Origin of the sequence: Calothrix sp. NIES-2098 (genome assembly GCF_963875125.1) — a bacterium.
In the GTDB taxonomy this organism is placed as follows: domain Bacteria; phylum Cyanobacteriota; class Cyanobacteriia; order Cyanobacteriales; family Nostocaceae; genus Aulosira.
In genome coordinates this window covers 2751103-2770926 of record NZ_CAWNKJ010000001.1, presented here as the reverse complement: position 1 = coordinate 2770926, position 19824 = coordinate 2751103, and the positions used below count along the sequence as shown (strand labels likewise).

At 39.4% G+C, this 19824-nt stretch carries 13 protein-coding genes; 7 read left to right on the top strand and 6 right to left on the bottom strand.

Features of this window, described 5'->3' with window-relative positions:
• The first annotated feature begins 11 nt into the window (after window positions 1-11).
• From AACU33_RS11575 to AACU33_RS11565, 3 genes are all read left to right on the top strand, one after another.
• The gene (locus tag AACU33_RS11575) at window positions 12-2933 is read left to right on the top strand and encodes an NHLP bacteriocin export ABC transporter permease/ATPase subunit (protein ID WP_096588645.1); all 2922 of its coding nucleotides are present in this window, start codon (window positions 12-14) and stop codon (window positions 2931-2933) included.
• A gap of 1298 nt (window positions 2934-4231) precedes the next feature.
• Window positions 4232-5410, top strand: coding sequence for a PAS domain S-box protein (locus AACU33_RS11570; protein ID WP_096588644.1), 1179 nt, complete (start codon window positions 4232-4234; stop codon window positions 5408-5410).
• Between the two features lie 169 nt (window positions 5411-5579).
• The gene (locus AACU33_RS11565) at window positions 5580-6599 is read left to right on the top strand and encodes a YihY/virulence factor BrkB family protein (protein ID WP_096588643.1); all 1020 of its coding nucleotides are present in this window, start codon (window positions 5580-5582) and stop codon (window positions 6597-6599) included.
• Between the two features lie 330 nt (window positions 6600-6929).
• Here the strand turns inward: AACU33_RS11565 and AACU33_RS11560 are convergent, their stop codons facing one another.
• The gene (locus AACU33_RS11560; protein ID WP_096588642.1) at window positions 6930-7172 is read right to left on the bottom strand and encodes a ChaB family protein; all 243 of its coding nucleotides are present in this window, start codon (window positions 7170-7172) and stop codon (window positions 6930-6932) included.
• A gap of 176 nt (window positions 7173-7348) precedes the next feature.
• Entirely contained in the window at window positions 7349-7792 is a 444-nt protein-coding gene (locus tag AACU33_RS11555) for a pyridoxamine 5'-phosphate oxidase family protein (protein ID WP_096588641.1), read from the bottom strand.
• A gap of 306 nt (window positions 7793-8098) precedes the next feature.
• Here AACU33_RS11555 and AACU33_RS11550 point away from each other — a divergent pair, with 306 nt between their 5' ends.
• Window positions 8099-8542, top strand: a complete 444-nt coding sequence (locus AACU33_RS11550) for a CAAD domain-containing protein (protein ID WP_096588640.1) — start codon at window positions 8099-8101, stop codon at window positions 8540-8542.
• A 138-nt stretch (window positions 8543-8680) separates the two neighbouring features.
• Window positions 8681-8875, top strand: coding sequence for a hypothetical protein (locus AACU33_RS11545; RefSeq protein ID WP_096588639.1), 195 nt, complete (start codon window positions 8681-8683; stop codon window positions 8873-8875).
• A gap of 30 nt (window positions 8876-8905) precedes the next feature.
• Here AACU33_RS11545 and AACU33_RS11540 read toward each other — a convergent pair whose 3' ends face one another.
• Window positions 8906-9331: a hypothetical protein gene (locus AACU33_RS11540; RefSeq protein WP_096588638.1), complete on the bottom strand. Its 426-nt coding sequence runs from the start codon at window positions 9329-9331 to the stop codon at window positions 8906-8908.
• Between the two features lie 247 nt (window positions 9332-9578).
• Here AACU33_RS11540 and AACU33_RS11535 point away from each other — a divergent pair, with 247 nt between their 5' ends.
• Together AACU33_RS11535 and ade are read left to right on the top strand one after the other, a co-directional pair.
• Window positions 9579-10136, top strand: coding sequence for a hypothetical protein (locus AACU33_RS11535; protein ID WP_096588637.1), 558 nt, complete (start codon window positions 9579-9581; stop codon window positions 10134-10136).
• A gap of 67 nt (window positions 10137-10203) precedes the next feature.
• The gene (gene ade / locus AACU33_RS11530) at window positions 10204-11838 is read left to right on the top strand and encodes an adenine deaminase (RefSeq protein WP_096588636.1); all 1635 of its coding nucleotides are present in this window, start codon (window positions 10204-10206) and stop codon (window positions 11836-11838) included.
• Window positions 11839-11841: 3 nt separating this feature from the next.
• On the opposite strand, the gene blaOXA is transcribed toward ade, so the two are convergent.
• From blaOXA to AACU33_RS11515, 3 genes are all read right to left on the bottom strand, one after another.
• Window positions 11842-12690, bottom strand: a complete 849-nt coding sequence (blaOXA, locus tag AACU33_RS11525; protein WP_339376494.1) for a class D beta-lactamase — start codon at window positions 12688-12690, stop codon at window positions 11842-11844.
• A 40-nt stretch (window positions 12691-12730) separates the two neighbouring features.
• Window positions 12731-13510, bottom strand: coding sequence for a nucleoside phosphorylase (locus tag AACU33_RS11520; RefSeq protein WP_096588634.1), 780 nt, complete (start codon window positions 13508-13510; stop codon window positions 12731-12733).
• 89 nt (window positions 13511-13599) lie between these two features.
• Complete coding sequence (locus AACU33_RS11515; protein WP_096588633.1) at window positions 13600-19599, bottom strand: hybrid sensor histidine kinase/response regulator; 6000 nt, start codon at window positions 19597-19599, stop codon at window positions 13600-13602.
• Window positions 19600-19824: the final 225 nt, after the last annotated feature.

Here is a 19824-nt window from a genome sequence, read left to right as displayed (position 1 = left end):
TAAAGTGACTGATGCTAGATCAAATCAGACTCATCATTCCACAGGCAGAACAATACGTTGTTAAAGGTAATCAGCCGATACTCCTGAACGACCCGCAGACTGTTTGGCTGGTGAAAACCGGTTCGATGGCAATGTTTGCCGTAAAGGTGAAGGATGGTATACCAGAGGGTTCCCGCCGTTATTTATTTACCATCGGTGACAATGAGGCGATGTTCGCTACTACTACCAAAGAACAGCGACAAATCCTAGCGGTGTCGATGGAGGAAACAACTATTGTGAAAGTATCGGCGGAAGATTTTGGCAAGTTGATTGCCAATGCCGATGAAGACGCTGTGGAGATGTTAGAAGGCTGGATTCAGCATCTAGGTTTGACAATATCAGAAATTTCGGCTCCGGCAATGTCGGTGAAGCCAGAGACAATTAATCACTATTCCTTACGCCAGGGCGATATCTTTCAACCGCAAACTGGGGCAGTTACTTGGGTACACATTCACCAAGGATCGGCTAGCTGGATGGGGTTGGCGGAAGTCCCGTTGAGTTTTGCATCGGGTATGTTACCGATGAGTGAGGATATGTGGTTGCAAGCAGATGACATAGTAGAAATAGCTACTGCAAATACTTTAGAAATTCAGCATACTCAGGGCTTATTAGATAGTTTATATCGCTTGACCGACCATTTCCTCTTAGTTATTGACTTGATAGAGCAGTCAGAGATGTTCTCGGAATTACGTAGATTTCAGGAGAAGGAACGTCTCAATTATCAAGTGATGGAGGAGACATTAGGCGCGCTGTCTTCTGTATTGCAACGCCGGAAAACACCTGTAGCGCCGGGGGCAATCCCTATTGACGACCCAGACCAAGCTTTACTGGCGGCGGCGGGTGCGGTAGGAAAGGCAATGGGAGTAACAATTCGTCCGCCAGCGAAGTCAGAAAATCTCAAACGGTTACAAGATCCCCTAGAAGCGATCGCCCGCGCTTCGCAGATTCGGATGCGTCGCGTATCCTTAACTGGTAAATGGTGGAAAAAAGACTCCACGCCGATGCTCACTTACACGATGGATGATGACCATCCGGTAGCATTGTTGCGGGTGGGAGATAAGGGTTATGAAATTTTCGACCCTTGGGCGATGACGCGCACGCCTGTAGATGCGCGCAGTGCGGCGAAGTTAGTGCCTACAGCCTACGCATTTTATCGCCCTCTGCCAGAGAAAAAATTAAAAATCTTTGATTTGGTACAGTTTGCGGTGCGGGGTAATGTCAAAGAGTTAGTGTTAATTTTGGTGACTGGAGTTTGCACCACTGTCCTAGGGATGCTCACGCCACAAGCGATCGCCATCTTAATCGATAATGCTATCCCCGATGCTAACCGCGTCTTATTAGTGCAAATCGCCTTGGGTTTGTTAGCCGCCGCTTTTGGACAAACTATGTTTGAACTCACCCAAGCTTTTGCCATCATTAGACTAGAAACCTTTGCCGAATCTTCTACTCAAGCGGCGGTATGGGATAGGCTGTTGAATTTGAAAGCTTCGTTTTTCCGCCAATACTCCATCGGGGATTTGCAGTCGCGGGTGAGTTCGATCTCGCAAATCCACCATAAACTGAGTAGCACGGTACTGAAAACGATTTTCTCCAGCTTTTTCGCGCTGCTGAATTTGGGGCTACTGTTTTATTACAGTGGAGTTTTAGCTATCTTGGCTTGTGCGATCGCCATTGTGAATATTGCTGTCACCGTTGTTTCTGGTGCGCTAACCGTGCGCAAGGTGCGTCCCTTACTAGAGCAAGAAGGACAAATCTTTGGTTTGATGGTGCAGTTAATTAACGGCGTTACCAAACTGCGCGTTGCTGGCGCGGAAGCTAGGGCTTTTGCTTACTGGGGTAAGCAGTATACCGATCAATTAAAACTCATGCTGAGTACCCAAGGCATTGAAGACGGTGTAGCTGTGATTAATAAAGTACTGCCAGCCGTCACCAATGCCCTACTTTTTTGGGTAGCGGCGACGATGATTCAGCAATCATCAGCCACAGGAACAGGCTTATCCACAGGGATTTTTCTGGCTTTTAACGCCGCTTTTGGTAGCTTTATTGGTGGCGCTACCAACCTCAGCACCACAGTAGTAGACGTATTGCAAGTCTTACCAGCCTGGAGACGCGCCCAGCCAATTCTCGAAGCCATACCAGAAGTAGCCGCCAGCAAAACCGATCCCGGCAGACTTACAGGTAAAATGCTGGTAGACCATGCAGTTTTCCGCTATCGAGATGACGGCCCCTTAATTTTGGATGATGTCACCATCAAAGCGGAACCGGGAGAATATATCGCCTTAGTCGGCCCTTCTGGTAGCGGTAAATCGACGATGTTCCGCTTACTACTGGGGTTCGATCTCCCGGAATCTGGCACGATTTACTACGACGGACAAGACTTAGCCGGATTAGATGTCAACGCCGTCCGCCGCCAATTAGGGGTAGTAATGCAAAATAGCCGCATGATGTCAGGCTCTATCTTTGATAATATTGCTAGCGGCGCGTTAATTACAATGGACGAAGCTTGGGAAGCAGCCCGCGCCTCTGGTTTAGCTGACGATATCGAAGCCATGCCAATGGGGATGCATACCGTTGTCAGTGAAGGCGGTACTAACCTTTCCGGCGGACAAAGACAACGGTTATTAATTGCTCGCGCTTTAGCCTTAAAACCCCGGATTTTGCTATTTGATGAAGCTACAAGTGCTTTAGATAATAGAACCCAGGCGATTGTCAGCGAAAGTTTAGAAAGATTACAAGTTACCCGAATTGCGATCGCTCACCGTCTCAGCACCATCCGTAATGCTCACCGCATTTACGTGTTGCAAGGCGGTAGAGTTGTGCAACAGGGAAGTTTTGAACAATTGGCAAATCAAACAGGGCTATTTGCTCAACTCATGGCACGGCAGATGATTTAAGAAATTTAATTATTTATTATAGAAAACTCAAGATTGGTAATGCTGGTGTAGTTTTCTGAGTTTATACCAATTTGAAAAAAGAATGCGACAGATTGTAGGGGCACGGCAGTGCAGTGACCTCTAGAATATTATTGATGCATCGCAAATATTATTTGATTTGGTATTAGAAATGAGGATTTAGCTTGGTTTACCTTTGTTAACCAATTTTTGTTTTTTCTCATCGACTTAATTTGTGCAAATATTAACTTTAAAATTGTGAATTGTCAAAGATAAATTGCTAAATCTCAAGCTAATATTTTAGAATATTTTATTTAAGTTAACCCTGGCGTATTTATTTAATTATTAACAGAGTATCTTAATAGTAAAGCTAGCGATCGCCTAGATTTTTATAGTTAGGATAATTACTCTAGTTAATCGAAAGTTTTACCAGTCTAACTGTATATTTCATCAGATTTAAAAGAAGAATTTGCTTGATTAATGAGCAAAATGTAGCCATGCTTACACAAAAACTTAATAATTATATATATCTCCAGATCCTAAAATATCGAGTAATAGTAAATGATAATCAACAAAGGATCAAAACACAAACCTACTTTCCCTATAACTTATGCCATAAGTTATAGGGCTTTATTTAAGTGTAGTAGCTGAAATATTAAGAATTTAATGATGAGCAGGTATTAAAGAATATAATGAAGTGCCCAACGAGGGAACAATATGCTTCCAATAATCTTTATCTCATTAAGTAGCAATCTGCTGTATGTGCGAAACCGTACTGAATATCTAGGTTGAGAATGAGTATATTTAATAATTAAGCATATAAATTTTATTGTTACTCAAGGAGATCGAAGTACAAGAAGGAAATATTAATATATCAGCAATGCATGAGTTGTAAAGATATATGATGACTTGTTTTCTAATGTCAAGTTTGCTGAATTACTTATAATTCAAAACTCCCTGTGTCACCCTATGGTTTCGTGGTTCCTCTCACAATGCGAAGGAAATTGTCCTCTTCTGCGTCAGCCTTAATTATAAGTTTTCATTAGAAGATGATATACACGATAAAAAAGGAGTAAATCTGCCATAGTTACTTTGATGATTAACTCTGTTTAATCGCTCTCTGAAAATAAAAATAAGATTCCAGTTTTCAAATATAGATATATTGACATTTGAGTGTCGATTTGATTACAGAATAGCTTTCATCAAGATTTGCACTAAAAATTTTACTTTGTAAGCATTTTAGATAATTTTTTCGAGAGCGATCGCACCGGGTTAACAACTGCAAGAAGAGGAACCTCATGATGAACCTAGAGCTATTTTTCCAACGCACAGAAGTGTTGCATAAGCGGTTAGCAGATTTATATCAAACTGCTACTGTCTTGCCTTGGGTTCCCACAGAAATGCTACCACAAGCTTTTAAGGAACTTCATCAAAGCTCAAAAACATTGCAGTTGGCAGTTGAGGAACTATATCAACAAAATGAGGAATTAATACGAACACAAAATTTTTTAGAAACTGAACGCCAACGCTATCAGGAGTTATTTGATTTAGCACCAGATGCATATTTAGTTACTAATGCATCAGGGACAATCCACGAAGCGAACCAAATGGCAGCTAAGGTATTTAATGTTTCTAAACAATTCTTAGTAGGTAAACCAATTACCAATTTTGTCCCCATCGAAGAACGCCAGCAAATTCGTACAGAAATCAATAGATTATCTGAATCGGACATAAACACAGAATTATTAGTACGCTTGCAGCAACGTCATGGCGATACTTTTAATGCTGGTTTAACAGTAGCAACTGTCCGCAATCAACAAGGTCAGGTAATATCTTTGCGGTGGTTAGTACGCAATATCGCTGAACGCCAACAATTGGGATCGCCAGAAACCAAGAGTGTCAGCAGCATTATTCGCGATCGCCGCATCTATAAATATTCTAAAGGAGACAATATTTCTCTCAACCCCCTACAAATTTTCCATGTTTGTCGGGGTTGGGTGAAACTCAGTACTTTCTGTGAAACAGGTGAAGAAGTGCTGATCGGCTTGGTAGGAGCAGGAACTATATTTGGCTCTAGCATGACATCTTTGAAGATTTATCAAGCAATAGCTCTATCCGATGTGGAAATAGTATCAATTCACGTGTCAGAGATAGCTGCTTCTCCTCACCTCAGCCATAACTTTCTACCAAAAATCAATCAACGGTTACAGCAAACAGAATCTTTGTTAGCAATTTCCGGAAAGCGTCAGGTACAAGAACGCTTGCATTATCTTTTGGAATTTCTCAAACAAGAAATTGGCGAACCTGTACCAGGGGGAACGCGTCTGGGTGCGCGGTTGACTCATGAAGATATTGCTAGTGCTTGCTGTGCAAATCGAGTCACAATTACACGTTTTCTGAGCAAATTAAAACAACAAGGTTTAATTAGTTTTGATGCTCAAAAACACATGATTTTGAAAGATTTGAATGGCTCGACATAAAATTTTCGCCAGCACACGCCTACACTGTTCCCAATTCCCTTAATGAATTTGACTATGCATTCTACCTCAAGGATACTGCTCAAACACCTTTGGGCAGATGACGCTAGCAAGGCGATCGTTATCCAATATATCTGAGGTAGGCAATAGCTGGGATAAGGAGACTGATGGCATGAGGTGGCAAGCAATTTGGAAATTATTCCAAGAAACTTTTAAAGAATGGAGTGAGGATAAAGCCTCGCGATTAGCGGCAGCGTTAGCTTATTACACCATTTTTTCGATCGCACCTTTGTTAATTATTGTAATTGCGATCGTTGGTGCAGTATTTGGAGAAGAGGCCGCTAGAGGTGAAATTGTTCGACAGATTCAAGGTTTAGTTGGTACGCAAGGGGCACAATTTATTGAAACAGCTATCAAAAATGCCAACCAACCACAGACTGGAACTATCGCTTCGATTATTAGTATTCTAGTTCTGCTCTTGGGTGCTACTGGTTTATTTAACGAATTACAAGATGCACTTAACACAATTTGGGAAGTTAAGCCAAAACCAGGTGCAGGCGTAAACAATATGGTTCGCCAACGCGCTTTATCGTTTGCGTTGGTTCTCGGAATTGGATTTCTACTTCTAGTTTCTCTAGTAATTAGTGCGGGTTTAACAGCACTGGTGACTTTCTTTAGTAACCTTGTACCGGGTACTGATTTTATCTGGCAATTTGTTAATTTCCTATTGAGTTTTGCAATTACTACAATACTGTTTGGACTAATTTTTAAAGTTCTGCCAGATGTCAAAATTACTTGGGGTGACGTGATAATTGGTGCTTCTCTCACCTCACTGTTGTTTTCTATTGGTAGATTTTTGTTAGGGCAATATTTAGGTAATGGCAGTTTTGGTTCAACCTATGGTGCTGCTGGTTCAGTAGTAGTTATTTTGGCTTGGATTTATTACGCTGCTCAAATTCTGTTTTTTGGGGCTGAATTTACCCAGGTTTATGCTAGAAGATATGGCAGTGGCATTAGACCAACTAAGAATGCTGTACCTCTAAATCATCCGGAAGCACAAGATAGCGAGCCTCATCAAACGAGGCAATCTCCTACTCAGAAAAGACCATCTTCTAACATTATTAGTCGCATCATACGGTCATTTACTAAACCCAAAGGGATGAAAAAGAGAAGAGGAAGTCATCAAAGGTAGAGAGCAGAAGAATTTTAAGAATTAATTCGGTCTCCTAAATACAGATAAATTCTTCGTAAGGGTTTAGCATTGCTAAACCCTTAGCTTATGTATTTTCATCATTGCCAAAATAATGACGAATTATTTTCTCGTAACTTTCAAGGATGAAAGACCCCTACTTCTACACGTAGCATATTTTGATTCTGTGTTTAATATCATGTCCATTTAAATACCCGTCATTGCGAACGAAGTGAAGCAATCACAAGGTATCTGCGATTGCTTCGCTCCACTTCGTTGCGCTCGCAATGACATATTAAGGGTAATTTGCCGGACATCATATAACTTCCAGAATCAAAATGCCTTGAATTTTGAATTTTGAATTTTGAATTTTGAATCTGGCTTTTTATGCCATTGTCCATCATCACCTTTTTCGTAATCACGCTTTACTGCACTCCACGCCACACGAAAGGCACTTTCTTCTTCACCATATTCTTCTAACGCATTGTTGAATGCAGCCCGAAAAATTTCTTGGGCGTGTTTGGGTAAATGTTCCCTGACTGAATCTGGTAAATCTTCAATCTGTTGATAAGGCATATATTGCACTCCTATTTAATTAGGATTTATGCAAGAAATAAAAAAATTAAATTCTTTCCGAGTCGTAATACCAATTTCCAAAAATCCCAATGTAGATAGATTTTGCGTAGGGGTTTAGCATTGCTAAACCCTTAACCACGTATTTGCTGATGCGAACATTATGTAATTAATAATGTCTACAAATTAATGGTTTGTTGTTGAAATTTCAATTGACTATCCCAGTAATCAGCCCTGTTGATTTTGATCTTCAGCAAAGCAAGATCGGATTCATCCAATCCTTGGGGAAACCAGGCTTTAAGTTTCGGTTTCCATAGCTCTTGCATTTTATTACGGTCTCTTACCAGTTCTGCAATACCTGATATGGAAACATATCGCTGCTTATCGGATGAGGTGAAGCTGACATTGACTTGCTGACGATGCTCAATCTCAAATACTTTATGAGTACTTGCGTTGGTAAAAAACCAGAGTGTGCCATCAGACTCGATTTCGCTAGTCTTATCCATAGGGCGACTGTGTAAGCTGCCATCCTCATCGACTGAGGTTAACATCCCACACCCAATATCTTGAATCAGTCCACGCAGCTTTTCTATATGTTGATTTTGGTCAGTAGAAGTTGTCATTTACCGTACTCTGTTTTTGATATTGCTTGCCAACTTAAAATTTTTGACTACAACCAATTGTCGTGGTTGGTAATTTCCTATTTCAGTATCAACATTTTTTCTTTTTAATTTCATGAGCCTAAAGATATAGTTTTACTGAGATTTACCTGCAAACTTAATATGCATAAACAAAAATTTAGCAAAATAAAATTTACTTTCTAACTGCTGAAATTAAGAAATTTTATTCCAATTGGATGATGAAAAGGAATTGAAATAATGCCGGAATGGTAGTGTGACATCCACACATAAATCGTTTTAGCAAAACTTATGCAAGTTCAAGAACAACACTCAGAATATGTTGACGCTACTTTGACTAACGACATGGCAGAAGTTAAAAGTTCTGAGCCAGGAAATCTGTCAACAATAACAAGTGCGGATAAATCTAACGATAAAGTCTCAGAAATCGGGAGAAATATCTCTGAGTTTCTGGAGAGATTGCCAGCAAATATAGTTAGTTTCTACAATGAATATAGGCTACCAGTGGTTAGCTTTGCTGTGTTGATTGCAGTCATGACTGCTCTGAGAATCATACTGGCAATCATCAATGCAATAAATGATATTCCCTTAGTTGCACCATTTTTTGAATTGATTGGATTTGGGTACGTAACGTGGTTTGTCTTTCGCTATTTTCTCAAAGCTTCCACTCGCGAAGAGTTAGCGGGAGAAATTAACACGATTAAGAAGCAGATTGCAGAAGATAATCCTTCCTAATTACGTGGCGCGATCGCAAGTATAAACAATGCAGAGGGGGTAACTGTGAATGCTTCCCTCTGCGAGCGATCGCAAACTATAACTCGGCATCTTTACTTAATTTGAGTAAGATATGAAATAAAACCTTAATTTATCAAAATGCAACAAGACTCAGTATTTGCGATCTTTCTTGTCTTCGGGTTTATCTGGCTGCTGATGGGAGTCGGCGGTTGGATTGCGCTGCTGAAATCGGAAGGTGAGGAGATTAAGGTTGGCAAATGGGGCTTGATAGTTGCTATCCCGATTTTGATACCGATAATTATTACCCTCATTATTGGTGCATTTTACCGCTAATCGGGTGAGATTTCCCACCCGCAGCTATAATCAAGTCGGTTGAGGTTGTCTTTGAGTATAAACGCCATCGCAGTAGATTGCCCAAGCCACACCAAATAAACCACTGAGAGAACCTGCGATCGCAGCGACAACACCCCATCCCAACGGCCCAGTCCAATTGGAAATCTCTTTGAGCAATGCTGTACTGGCTTTACTGACAACATAAGCCGTCCCGGTTGCAGCAATTGTAACTAATCCCAACTCTGCGAGAATCTCTACAAGTTCCTTTTGGGTTAAATCCTCTTCAAAATAAATTTTCCAAATGCTGGTGTACATCAGCACATCAGAAGCCGTTAACAGAATTTGCTTCGGAATTTCTCCCCCCGGAGTTGGTGCGGCTGAAGCTGTACCGCTACCAATAGAATAGGTAGCGATCGCTAAAGTAGCGTCTAATCTTTTTTTACCCAGACTGCTCACAGTATTGTCTCCATCATTATTTAAATCTATTGTGGCAATTTAATTTTGGGACTTGTGATTTTTCACAAAAGTGCGGCGATGTCTCAAACATTCCCATAATCTAGAATCTTGCTACAGATGGATGCCCTAACGTTTGCTAATTCATCCTGCATCAAGAATTACCCGTAAATACTCTCATGTCAACTTTAGTTGAAATATTTAAAATTATCTCATAAATAAATCTTGCGAAATTAATATAAAAATTTTCATGAAAAAAACTATTCTAAAACTGAGAAAGTTCTTTTCATCCTTTGTTCCTTATAAACGTTGTCATCTACATTTACCAATCTCTTCAGACAATTTCCAACAAATCCTCTTAAATTTGGCTAATACAGGAATTGTAGATAGCAGTCCTGGCTTATTTGGTAGCATTGAAAAACGCTATTTTGTGAAATTACGCAATAATGGTTGTTTCGACATTGATGGGCCTCATGCATACAAGAGACTTTGCTTAAAAACCCAAGGGCAGATCGATAGCATTAGCAATAACAATGATGAAGTGATTTTGGATCTGAAAATGCGTCCATCTAACAGAGAAATCTTGATATTACTGCTCATGTGGTTATTTTTGTTATTTATTGTAATTGTAGTGTCAGTTGTTTCATTGACACCATCTTCAACAGGCTCCCAACTATCAATATTGCCGATAGTGATGCTAATTTGGTTTACATTTGTATCAATATTGTGGTACGGAGGAACAACAATTAATTTTCAAGATGAAGCTCGCAGAATTATCAACATCTTAAAATATCAATTTTCCTCTTAATAAAAATATGATTAAGGCATAAAATGGAATTAGAGGATGCGATCGCTTTTACCTGAGGAGGTGGGCGATGTCTAGCTTTAGCATTTGTGGCAATATTGTAGATGTTCTCCACAAAACCATCTTTCCGGGAACAGTCTGCATTCAAGGGGGACGTATTCATTCGATTTTGCGTAAAGAGGGGCAAAATTACGACCAATATATCCTCCCAGGTTTTATTGATGCTCACGTTCACATTGAAAGTTCGATGCTTGTACCATCAGAATTTGCTCGCCTCGCAACAGTGCATGGTACGGTGGCTACAGTTTCCGATCCTCACGAAATAGCTAATGTTTTAGGTCTTGCTGGCGTGCGTTTCATGTTGGCTAATGCTAGACAAACACCATTTACTATTGCTTTTGGTGCGCCATCTTGCGTTCCTGCAACTGGGTTTGAAACCGCAGGTGCAGAACTCACATCCGCAGAGATTCGCCAACTTTTTCAACAGGATGGCCTGACTTACCTGAGTGAAATGATGAATTTCCCTGGTGTTCTAGGAAGAGATCCGCAGGTGATGGCAAAAATCCAGATTGCTGAAGAAATGGGACTTCCTATTGATGGCCATGCACCAGGATTGTGTGGTGAGGCGGCGCGACGTTATGCTGCTGCAAAGATTACCACCGACCACGAGTGTTACACCTTAGAGGAAGCCCTAGAAAAACTTGCAGTGGGAATGAAGATTTTGATTCGTGAGGGTTCAGCAGCCAAAAATTATCTAGCCCTACACAGCTTAATTGATTTCCATCCCGATCGCTGTATGTTCTGTAGCGATGACAAGCATCCTGATGATTTGGTGCGGGGACATATTAATGAATTGGTGCGCAGGTCGCTAAAATTAGGTCACGATTTAATGAATGTGTTGCAAGTTGCTTGTGTAAACCCGGTGTTGCACTACAATCTCAACGTCGGATTATTACAAGTTGGCGATGCGGCTGATTTGATTGTGGTGAATAATTTGACAGAATTTACCGTGCAATCTACTTATTGCAAAGGTATTTTGGTAGCGAAGGCAGGTAAAGCACTGTTACCATCTGTCGCAGTGACACCCATTAACCGCTTTGCGACGCCACAAAAGCAAGTAGCAGATTTCCGCTTACCTGCAAAAGGTGCAACTGTGCGGGTAATTGAAGCGTTTGATGGACAGTTGATGACAGCAGAAAAACACCTGTCAGCTAATATTCAAAATCATCAAGTCATAGCTGATTTAGAACATGATATTTTGAAACTTGCTGTAGTGAATCGTTATCAGAATCAACCACCCGCGATCGCACTTATCAAAAATTTTAGATTGCAACGAGGTGCGATCGCTTCTAGTGTGGCCCACGATTCCCACAATATTGTTGCCGTCGGTACTAGCGATGCGGAAATCTGCAATGCTGTCAATGCTGTAATTGCGGTGCAAGGAGGTATTGCTGTAGCTGAAAATAATCATGTTGAAGTCCTAGCCTTACCCGTGGCTGGACTGATGAGTACCGCAGATGGCTATCAAGTTGCAAAACAGTATGCTGAACTAGATGCTTGGGCAAAACGCCTTGGTTCAACACTTTCTGCACCGTTTATGACGCTTTCATTTATGGCGTTGCTGGTAATTCCTGAGTTGAAATTGAGCGATAGGGGACTATTTAATAGTCAGGATTTCCAATTTGTGCCATTGTGGATCGACTAATATCTACAACAAACCCAAATCTTTCAAGCTGAGTCGTGTAATTTCAATACGTGCAGGTGCATCTTCTGGTTTGCGGAAGTTAATAGTTGTTGCAAAAAAATAAACATTATTATTCTGTTCTAAATAACCTACAAACCAGCCAATTTCCGGTTTAGTACTGGTTAACCATCCCGTCTTTCCTCGTAATATGTAGTCTGGAGTTTGTTCGCGCACCATGATGTCTTTGACAAGTTCCATTGTTCGTTTCGAGAATGGTAAACTGCCTTGATACAACCGTTGTAAGAAATTAATTTGCTCTTGGGGTGTAATTTTCAACGGCCCTTGCAGCCAGAAGCGATCGATATCTGCGGTAGTACCAATCTGACGATTGCCATAACCAACTTTATTAATGAATTGTTGCATTCGTTCGTGTCCGGCTCGACGTGCTAAGACTTGATAAAACCAGACTGTTGAATCTTTAAAGGCTTGACGCAAATTTGTATCGCGATTCCAAGCATCGATTTCGCGGTGAATTCCATCCCAAGTCAAGACAGCCACATCATTCGCAATAACTCCGGTTTCCAAAGCCACCAACGAGTTGAAAATTTTAAATGTGGAGGCGGGAATCATTGCCGTGGCGTTGCGTTGCGGATTATGTTCGTAGGTGCGACTGTTTTTGAAATCGTAAATTAATATCGAGCCTTCCAACCCAAATTTTTGGAAGTGTCGTCCGAAGTTTGGTGTTGCTGCGACTATTTTTATAGATTCTGAGGCGGTTGCAGAAGATTTAACTTGAACGGGGATGGCTTGGGAGTGAATCGCGATCGCTAAAACAAGGCTAGCTGTAAAAATGAGAGATTGCACGCGCCACATAGAAAACAAAATTTTTTCTCCTCGCAAATGGAATGAACGCTCAAGCGGATATTATATTTGTGGCTGCACGTACAGCAGTAGCGATCGCCTTCTCTACAGCAATATCTTTCTGGGGATAGATGATATTTTCCGAAACATTACGTTGCGCAACTACGCCGCAAACAGCCGCCGCCGCAAATTGATACACGCCTGCCATTTTAAACAGCGTGCCACATTCCATCTCATAGTTCAAGATATTCAAGTGGCGATATTCTTCTGTAATTCCATGCAGCGATCGCATCAAATAGGGATTGGCTGAATCGGTGCGTTCCTGTCCTTCGTAAAATGTATCTACCGAGGCGGTAATTCCTAAATGATGCTCTACGCCTAATTCTTGTGCGGCTTTTACTAACGCCACTGTGAGAAAAGGATCGGCAGCTGCGGGATATTCTACAGGTGCAATATCATTAGCTGCACCTTGACGACATAATGCTGCACTACTAATCACAATGCTACCAACCGACACATGAGGTTGAATCGAGCCGCAAGTCCCAATGCGAATAATTTGCCGAATTCCTACCTGTATCAACTCATTCACCACAATAGTTAAAGAAGGCGCACCCATCCCACTGGTAGCAGATAAAATTGCGCGATGATTATCTAAGTATCCTATATAACTATTCAGCCCGCGATTTTCTGATAGCGATCGCACATCCCGCAAATGAGTCTGCGCAATTAGACGCGCCCGTTCGGGGTCGCCAGATAACAACGCCATACTAGGAGGCGATGCACCCAAATCTTCTTGCCCAAAGCCAATATGATAGAAGCGTTTACTAGTCATAATTGCAAAAATATAGTCAGGTTAAAAATTCAAAATAATTTGAGTTGGCGATTTAAAGAGCAAACAACAATATTACTAATGACAAACTTTTAATATTTTTTCAAAAATTCTCGCAGTTGTTTCCCTTTAAAACCTTTAGCAAGTTGAATTACATGACTAGCAAAATCTAGCCATTGTTCATTTAATTCTTTTAATTTTTCAGCTTGTTGAATAACACCTCTTATGTCTCCCTTCTTTGCTAAATCTAGCAAAATAGCAACTTCTGTTGCTGGAGGAATAATAAATTCTCTATTGGGTATTTTAGCTTTTATATTTTTATCTTCTTGTTCTTGCTTTCCACTGCTTACTTCTTCATAAACCCACTCCAATTGCAAATGCAGACCTATCTTTTCTAAAAGCTCAGATAGCTTGAATGGTTTAAGAATAAAATCATTAAAACCAACCTCTTGACTCTGCTCTTTATCGAAATCAAAAGTGCTGGCTGAAAGAGCAATCACTACCACTTCTTTGAAGTCTGCTGACATCCTCAGACGACGGGTAGCTTCAAAGCCATCCATCACATTCATAACTAAGTCCATAAAAATTAAATCTGGCTGAAATACCTGCGCTTTGTTCAAACCATCTTGCCCATCTATTGCCTCTATTACTTCAAACCCTAAAGGTTGAAGTAAACTTATCAATACAGAGCGATTTTGCCATTTATCATCTACTACTAAAATTTTATTTTTAGTACCGACAAAACTGATAATATTATTTTCATTAATACTTTTAATTTCAGTTTCTTCGCAAACTTGAGGTAAATCTAAATCTAGCCAAAAGACACTACCTTTCCCTAAGGTGCTTTGTACTTTGAGTTCGCCACCCATCATCTGCACCAATTGACTGCTAATTGCTAAACCTAATCCTGTTCCTTCAGTTTTACGAGTATATTCACCCACTTGCTTGAAGGGTAAAAATATCTCTTCCAATTGCTTTTGTGCAATCCCAATACCTGTATCTTGAACTTGAAACCGCAGTTTCCCATTTTGATAGCCAACAGCGAAGTTTATAGTTCCTTCTTCAGTAAATTTAACTCCATTACTCAGTAAATTCATTAAAATTTGACGCAATCGTTTTTCATCTGCACGAATAGCTTTTGGCAGAGAAGAAAGCGCTTTAAAATTTAATACAACTCCCTTTTGTGCTGCACAAATACGGCAGATTTGCACAATGCTTTCTAGAAATTCGGGGAAATCAAATTCTTTAGGATAAAGCTCCATTTTGCGAGCTTCAATTTTGGAGATATCTAAAATATCATTAATTAATGTTAATAGATGTTCGCCACACTGATGAATTATGTTAATGCCATTTTTTTGTTGAGCAGAGAGAGTTTTATCTTTCTGAAAAATTTGTGTATAGCCTAAAATACCATTTAGCGGCGTGCGGAGTTCGTGACTCATGCTAGCGAGAAATTCGCTCTTAGCGCGGTTAGCGGCTTCGGCTACTTCTTCTGCACGTTGGCGATCGCCAATTTCCTGTTGTAGTTGTAAATTTTTATCTTGTAACTCTAGCGTTCGCTCTTCTACCTTGACTGCAAGAGTCCGATTATATTCTTCTAAATCATTATAAAGCCTTGCGTTCTCAATCGAAATTGCTGCTTGGGAAGATAAAAGTTGTAGAACTTCCAAACGCTGTGGTGTAAATGCTCCTACGGTCAAGTTATTTTCTAAATATAGAATGCCGATAAGTTTACCTTGGTTGACAATTGGCGTAGATAAAATTGATTTTGGTTTGCGGTTAATGATATAGCTATCTGTTGTAAATACTCCTTGACTAGTAGCATTGTTTAAAACAATATATTGCTGAGTCCGATGTACATAATTGATGATAGATACGGGTAACTGTTCGCTTGATTCTACAGGTATGGGTTGCTGTACAGTTATCTCATCTTCCTGGATGTTCCCTGAAGCTTTAATAAATAATTTTTCAGATTCTTCTAAAATCAAAAAACCTATTTCTGCACCAGCAATTTCAATCACAATTTGCATTAATTTTGCGATTAATTTATCCAACACCATTTCACCAGAAAGAGCTTGCGAAGCTTTCATCACCGCAGCAAAATCAAAAACTCCCCGATCGTTCGCAGTTGTATAGCTAATTGTCTGATTAACTTCTAAAATGGCATCTTTTGCATTAGATATTTGAGATAAAATCTGCGGATATTTTAACTCTAAAGCTTTAACTTTAGCTGTTGCACCCCAGCGCATATATCTATAATAAGCATCAGTTAGATAGATTTGAGCTATCTTTTCTTTACCACGCTCAAAATAAAATTTTGCTGCTAGTTCATTAGCTAATGCTTCCTCTTGAAGATATCCTTGTTCTTTAGCTCCAGCAATGGCTCGCTCATAACATTCCGTTGCTTGCCAATATTCACCTAATACTCGTGCTTTTTCTGCTTCTACTAGTTCATACTTATGCTGAAAATTCATCGGTGCATGGTCTGCCCATTTTCGCATTTTTTCTTGATTACTTACTACTCTATTTAAGAGTTGTTCTTGTTGTGATTGTGGTAGTGAGGGATAAATTGCTAGTTGTGCTAAAGAATCGTAAAAATGAAACAACGGTACAATTAACCACCCGATTACCCCATCTAAATACTGTTCGGCTTTGATAGCACTTTCCACAGCTTGAGAAAACTCACCAAACAGGTAGCACAGAATTAATTTATTCAAGAATACATAATGAATTACTGTGCGCTCGTTAAATTGGATATGCAGTGGTAAAAATTCCTCTTCGTTATAAGCTTCACCAACTAAAACACAAGGATTTTCAGACTCTCCGATTAAGTTTAAAACTGCCTGATGAAATATTTGATGCCACTTCAAGGCTGTTTCTTGATTAATTTGCGCGATCGCTTTACTATATCTAGCCATTTCCTGTGCTAGACTTTGTAACTCCGAACCAGTCCAATACGAATATTGGCACTTATTACTGGCTGCATATCCACTATGTATTAAATCTCCATATTCTAGACCGCTATGATAAGAATCTTCTAAAAGTGGTAATGTCTCCCTGACATGATATTTCCAATGTAGGAGGAAAGTTGCTACTTTAAATAAAGTCTGGCTTCTAACTTCATGTGTGTCTAACTTTTCTAATAAGTTTAAAGCTACTTGTCCAAATTTATAAGCAGCTTCTATATCTTGTAAAAGCCCGCTAAAAATAATTCCATAATCAGCAAAGCCACTAACAGAGAAAGAAGTAATTCCATGTAGAACGGATAAATTTACTTGCTGACAAGCCATCAAAATAAATAATGAGGGTGCAGATTGATAGGCAGCAGGAACCAAACTAACAATCAGACGAAATGCTGCTAGCTTTTCTGCATCGGTCATTGGCGGTAGATTAATTATATTCTCTATGCTTTTCTCTGTTAAATTAGCTGTTGTTTCTGCAATCGCTTTCTGAATATCTAAAGCATTTGGCGATTCAGCGAGTTTGACTCCCAGCATTTCTAGAACTTGTAAACCCAGCTTTACCGCTTCTAAAAGTTTTCTTTGTACTTCGCAACTTTTGATTTGTAATTCATGCACTTTTACTGTGTCTAGTTGCGTTGTTGCTTGTTGCAGAACTACCTTAATTAGTTGCTCCATTTGCTCAAAATCACCGCTGAGAAATGCTGCTTCTGCTGCTTCTTGATGCAAAGCTAATGCTAGTTCATATCGCTGATACCAGCTATTAACTGGTAACAATCTCAAACCTACTTTGAAATAACGAACAGCCGAGTCATAAGCTGTCGCTGCTTTGGCTTTTTGACCTGCTATGAGATTAAGTTCGGCTAGCTCATATTTTTCCGAATCTAAAGTGAGTAAGTCGATACCATAATTTAACTGGTTGACGAGAGCGAAAATATTTTCTTTTCGGGCATCAATTGGAGTATTTTGTAGTAGTAATTGCCCAATTCTGAGGTGAGTTGCTTGTTTTTGCGAATCTGCAATGAGAGAATAAGCTGCTTGCTGTACTCGGTCATGGAGAAACTTGTAAGCAATAGTCAGTTGGTCTTTGTCAGCTGTTAGCAGTTCGTTTTGCTCGACAGTCACCACTAAAGGAATTTTATAAGACTGACTTAAGGGTATAATCAAGCCAGCCTGTAAAGCTTCCCACAAATCTGTGGCTGTTTCTGACAATGATTTTTGATTAACAATACTCAAAATATCTAAAGTAAATTTATCTCCAATACAAGCAGCCAAACTTAAAATATTTACTGTTATGGTTGATAGCTTTTGAATCCGATCGACCATCAAATCAACTACATTATCGGTGATATCAATATCTTTCAGTAACTCTATATCCCAATCCCAGTAACCTTTACTAAAATTAAATTTTAAGAGTTTTTCTTGATAAAGAGTTTTGAGAAACTGAGTTAAGAAGAAGGGATTACCTTGAGTCTTGTTATAAACTAAATTGGCTAACTGTTTTGAATTTTCTTGTTGGGTGTGAAAAGTCTCGCTGACTAATTGGTTAACATTAGCAATCTGCAACCGCTGGAGGATAATATTGTTGACAACTGCACCAGATTTTTGAATTTCTTCTACAGTCAAGATTAAAGGATGAGTAACATTCACTTCATTATCTCGGTAAGCTCCAATTACTAATAAATATTGGCTATTACCGTTAGTAAGTAGCAAATTAATTAACTTGAGTGAAGCTGAATCTGCCCACTGAAGGTCATCTAAAAAAATTACTAGTGGATGCTCAAGTTTACAAAAAACATGAATGAATTGCTGAAATATTCGATTAAATCGGTGTTGGGATTCTGTCAGCCCCAATTGCGGAATATCAGGCTGAGAACCAATAATCTCTTCAACTTCAGGAATAACATCGATAATCACTTGACCGCTAGAGCCAAGGGCTGCTAAAAGTTTTGTTTGCCAAATTGCTATTTTGTCAGTACTTTCTGTTAACAACTGGCGCATCAAGTCTTGAAAGGCTTGAATTAAAGCAGCATAGGGAATATTTCGCTTTAATTGATCGAATTTACCGGAAATAAAATAACCTTGCTGGCTAACAATAGGTTTATGAATTTCATTGACTAATGATGATTTACCAATTCCTGAGTAGCCGCTGACTAACATGAATTCTGCTGCACCTAAGCTAACTCTCTCAAAAGCATTCATCAAAATTGCAACTTCTGTTTCCCGACCGTAAAGTTTTTGAGGAATGAGAAATTGGCTGTATAAATCGAGCTGACCGATAGTTAAATTTTCAATTTTTCCAATTGCTTGTATTTGTCTCAAACATTCTTCTAAATCTGCTTTTAACCCCAAAGCACTTTGATATCGCTCTTCAGCTGTTTTGGCTAATAATTTCATCACAATATCGCTAACAGCTTGGGGTATATTTAGATTTATTTCTTGAGGTGTTATTGGTGTTTTAGCAATATGGCAATGAACAAGTTCTAAAGGGTCGGTAGTTGAAAAAGGTAGCTGTCCGGTAAGCATTTCATAAAACGCGATACCTAAAGAGTAAAAGTCAGTTCGGTAGTCGATAGAACGATTCATCCTGCCAGTTTGTTCTGGCGACATATAGGCAAGAGTACCTTCAATCTGGTTAAGATTAATTATGTTATGACTTTCCCTAGACAGGCGCGATGAAATACTAAAATCTATAATTTTGACTTGGTAGGTTTTGGGGTTAACAAGAATATTTTGCGGCTTAATATCCTTGTGAATAATATTATTTTTATGTAGTCGGGCAACTGTTGAAGCTAAATTAATAGCTATTTGTAAAAAATTAATTAATTCAATTTTTCGACTATCAATAAAGTTTTTCAGTGTCTCACTGTCAAAATCTGAGAGTATTAATGCCAAACCATTTTGATAATTTTCTAAACCCAAGGGTTTCGCAATCCCTTCTATGTCCAGAGATTGCAGGATTTGATATTCATATCGCAATCTAGCAAGCTGTTCTATAGTTGGATATTCACTTTTCAGTGTTTTAATAATTGCAGAGCTTGTATCTAACTTCCTCACGCCACGATAAACATAAGTAGTATTATCTTCATATAAAACTTGAACGATGTTATAACCAGCGATGGTAATACTCATTTTTATGTTTTTGCTTGTGAGAGGGGAGTTGATATTTATACAATTTCACTTTAGTTATGATATAAATACCTGGGTAGGAATTTTCCTTACCAAACTATACATATATCAAGATTTTCGTGAATTGGTTTGAGTCGTAAAGGGTAGGGTTTCCCCATCCCTACAGAATATTCTTTTTTATAATTGGTAGAAATTTGACGTCATAGGCACAGATCGGTGGAAATTAAG

What these genes read in the sequence shown, in the direction of transcription:
- AACU33_RS11515 (WP_096588633.1), bottom strand. Translation starts at nt 19,599, where the DNA reads ATGAGTATTACCATCGCTGGTTATAACATCGTTCAAGTTTTATATGAA.
- AACU33_RS11555 (WP_096588641.1), bottom strand. Translation starts at nt 7,792, where the DNA reads ATGACAACTTCTACTGACCAAAATCAACATATAGAAAAGCTGCGTGGA.
- AACU33_RS11575 (WP_096588645.1), top strand. Translation starts at nt 12, where the DNA reads ATGCTAGATCAAATCAGACTCATCATTCCACAGGCAGAACAATACGTT.
- AACU33_RS11565 (WP_096588643.1), top strand. Translation starts at nt 5,580, where the DNA reads ATGAGGTGGCAAGCAATTTGGAAATTATTCCAAGAAACTTTTAAAGAA.
- AACU33_RS11520 (WP_096588634.1), bottom strand. Translation starts at nt 13,510, where the DNA reads ATGACTAGTAAACGCTTCTATCATATTGGCTTTGGGCAAGAAGATTTG.
- blaOXA (WP_339376494.1), bottom strand. Translation starts at nt 12,690, where the DNA reads ATGTGGCGCGTGCAATCTCTCATTTTTACAGCTAGCCTTGTTTTAGCG.
- AACU33_RS11550 (WP_096588640.1), top strand. Translation starts at nt 8,099, where the DNA reads ATGCAAGTTCAAGAACAACACTCAGAATATGTTGACGCTACTTTGACT.
- AACU33_RS11570 (WP_096588644.1), top strand. Translation starts at nt 4,232, where the DNA reads ATGAACCTAGAGCTATTTTTCCAACGCACAGAAGTGTTGCATAAGCGG.
- AACU33_RS11560 (WP_096588642.1), bottom strand. Translation starts at nt 7,172, where the DNA reads ATGCCTTATCAACAGATTGAAGATTTACCAGATTCAGTCAGGGAACAT.
- AACU33_RS11535 (WP_096588637.1), top strand. Translation starts at nt 9,579, where the DNA reads ATGAAAAAAACTATTCTAAAACTGAGAAAGTTCTTTTCATCCTTTGTT.
- ade (WP_096588636.1), top strand. Translation starts at nt 10,204, where the DNA reads ATGTCTAGCTTTAGCATTTGTGGCAATATTGTAGATGTTCTCCACAAA.
- AACU33_RS11545 (WP_096588639.1), top strand. Translation starts at nt 8,681, where the DNA reads ATGCAACAAGACTCAGTATTTGCGATCTTTCTTGTCTTCGGGTTTATC.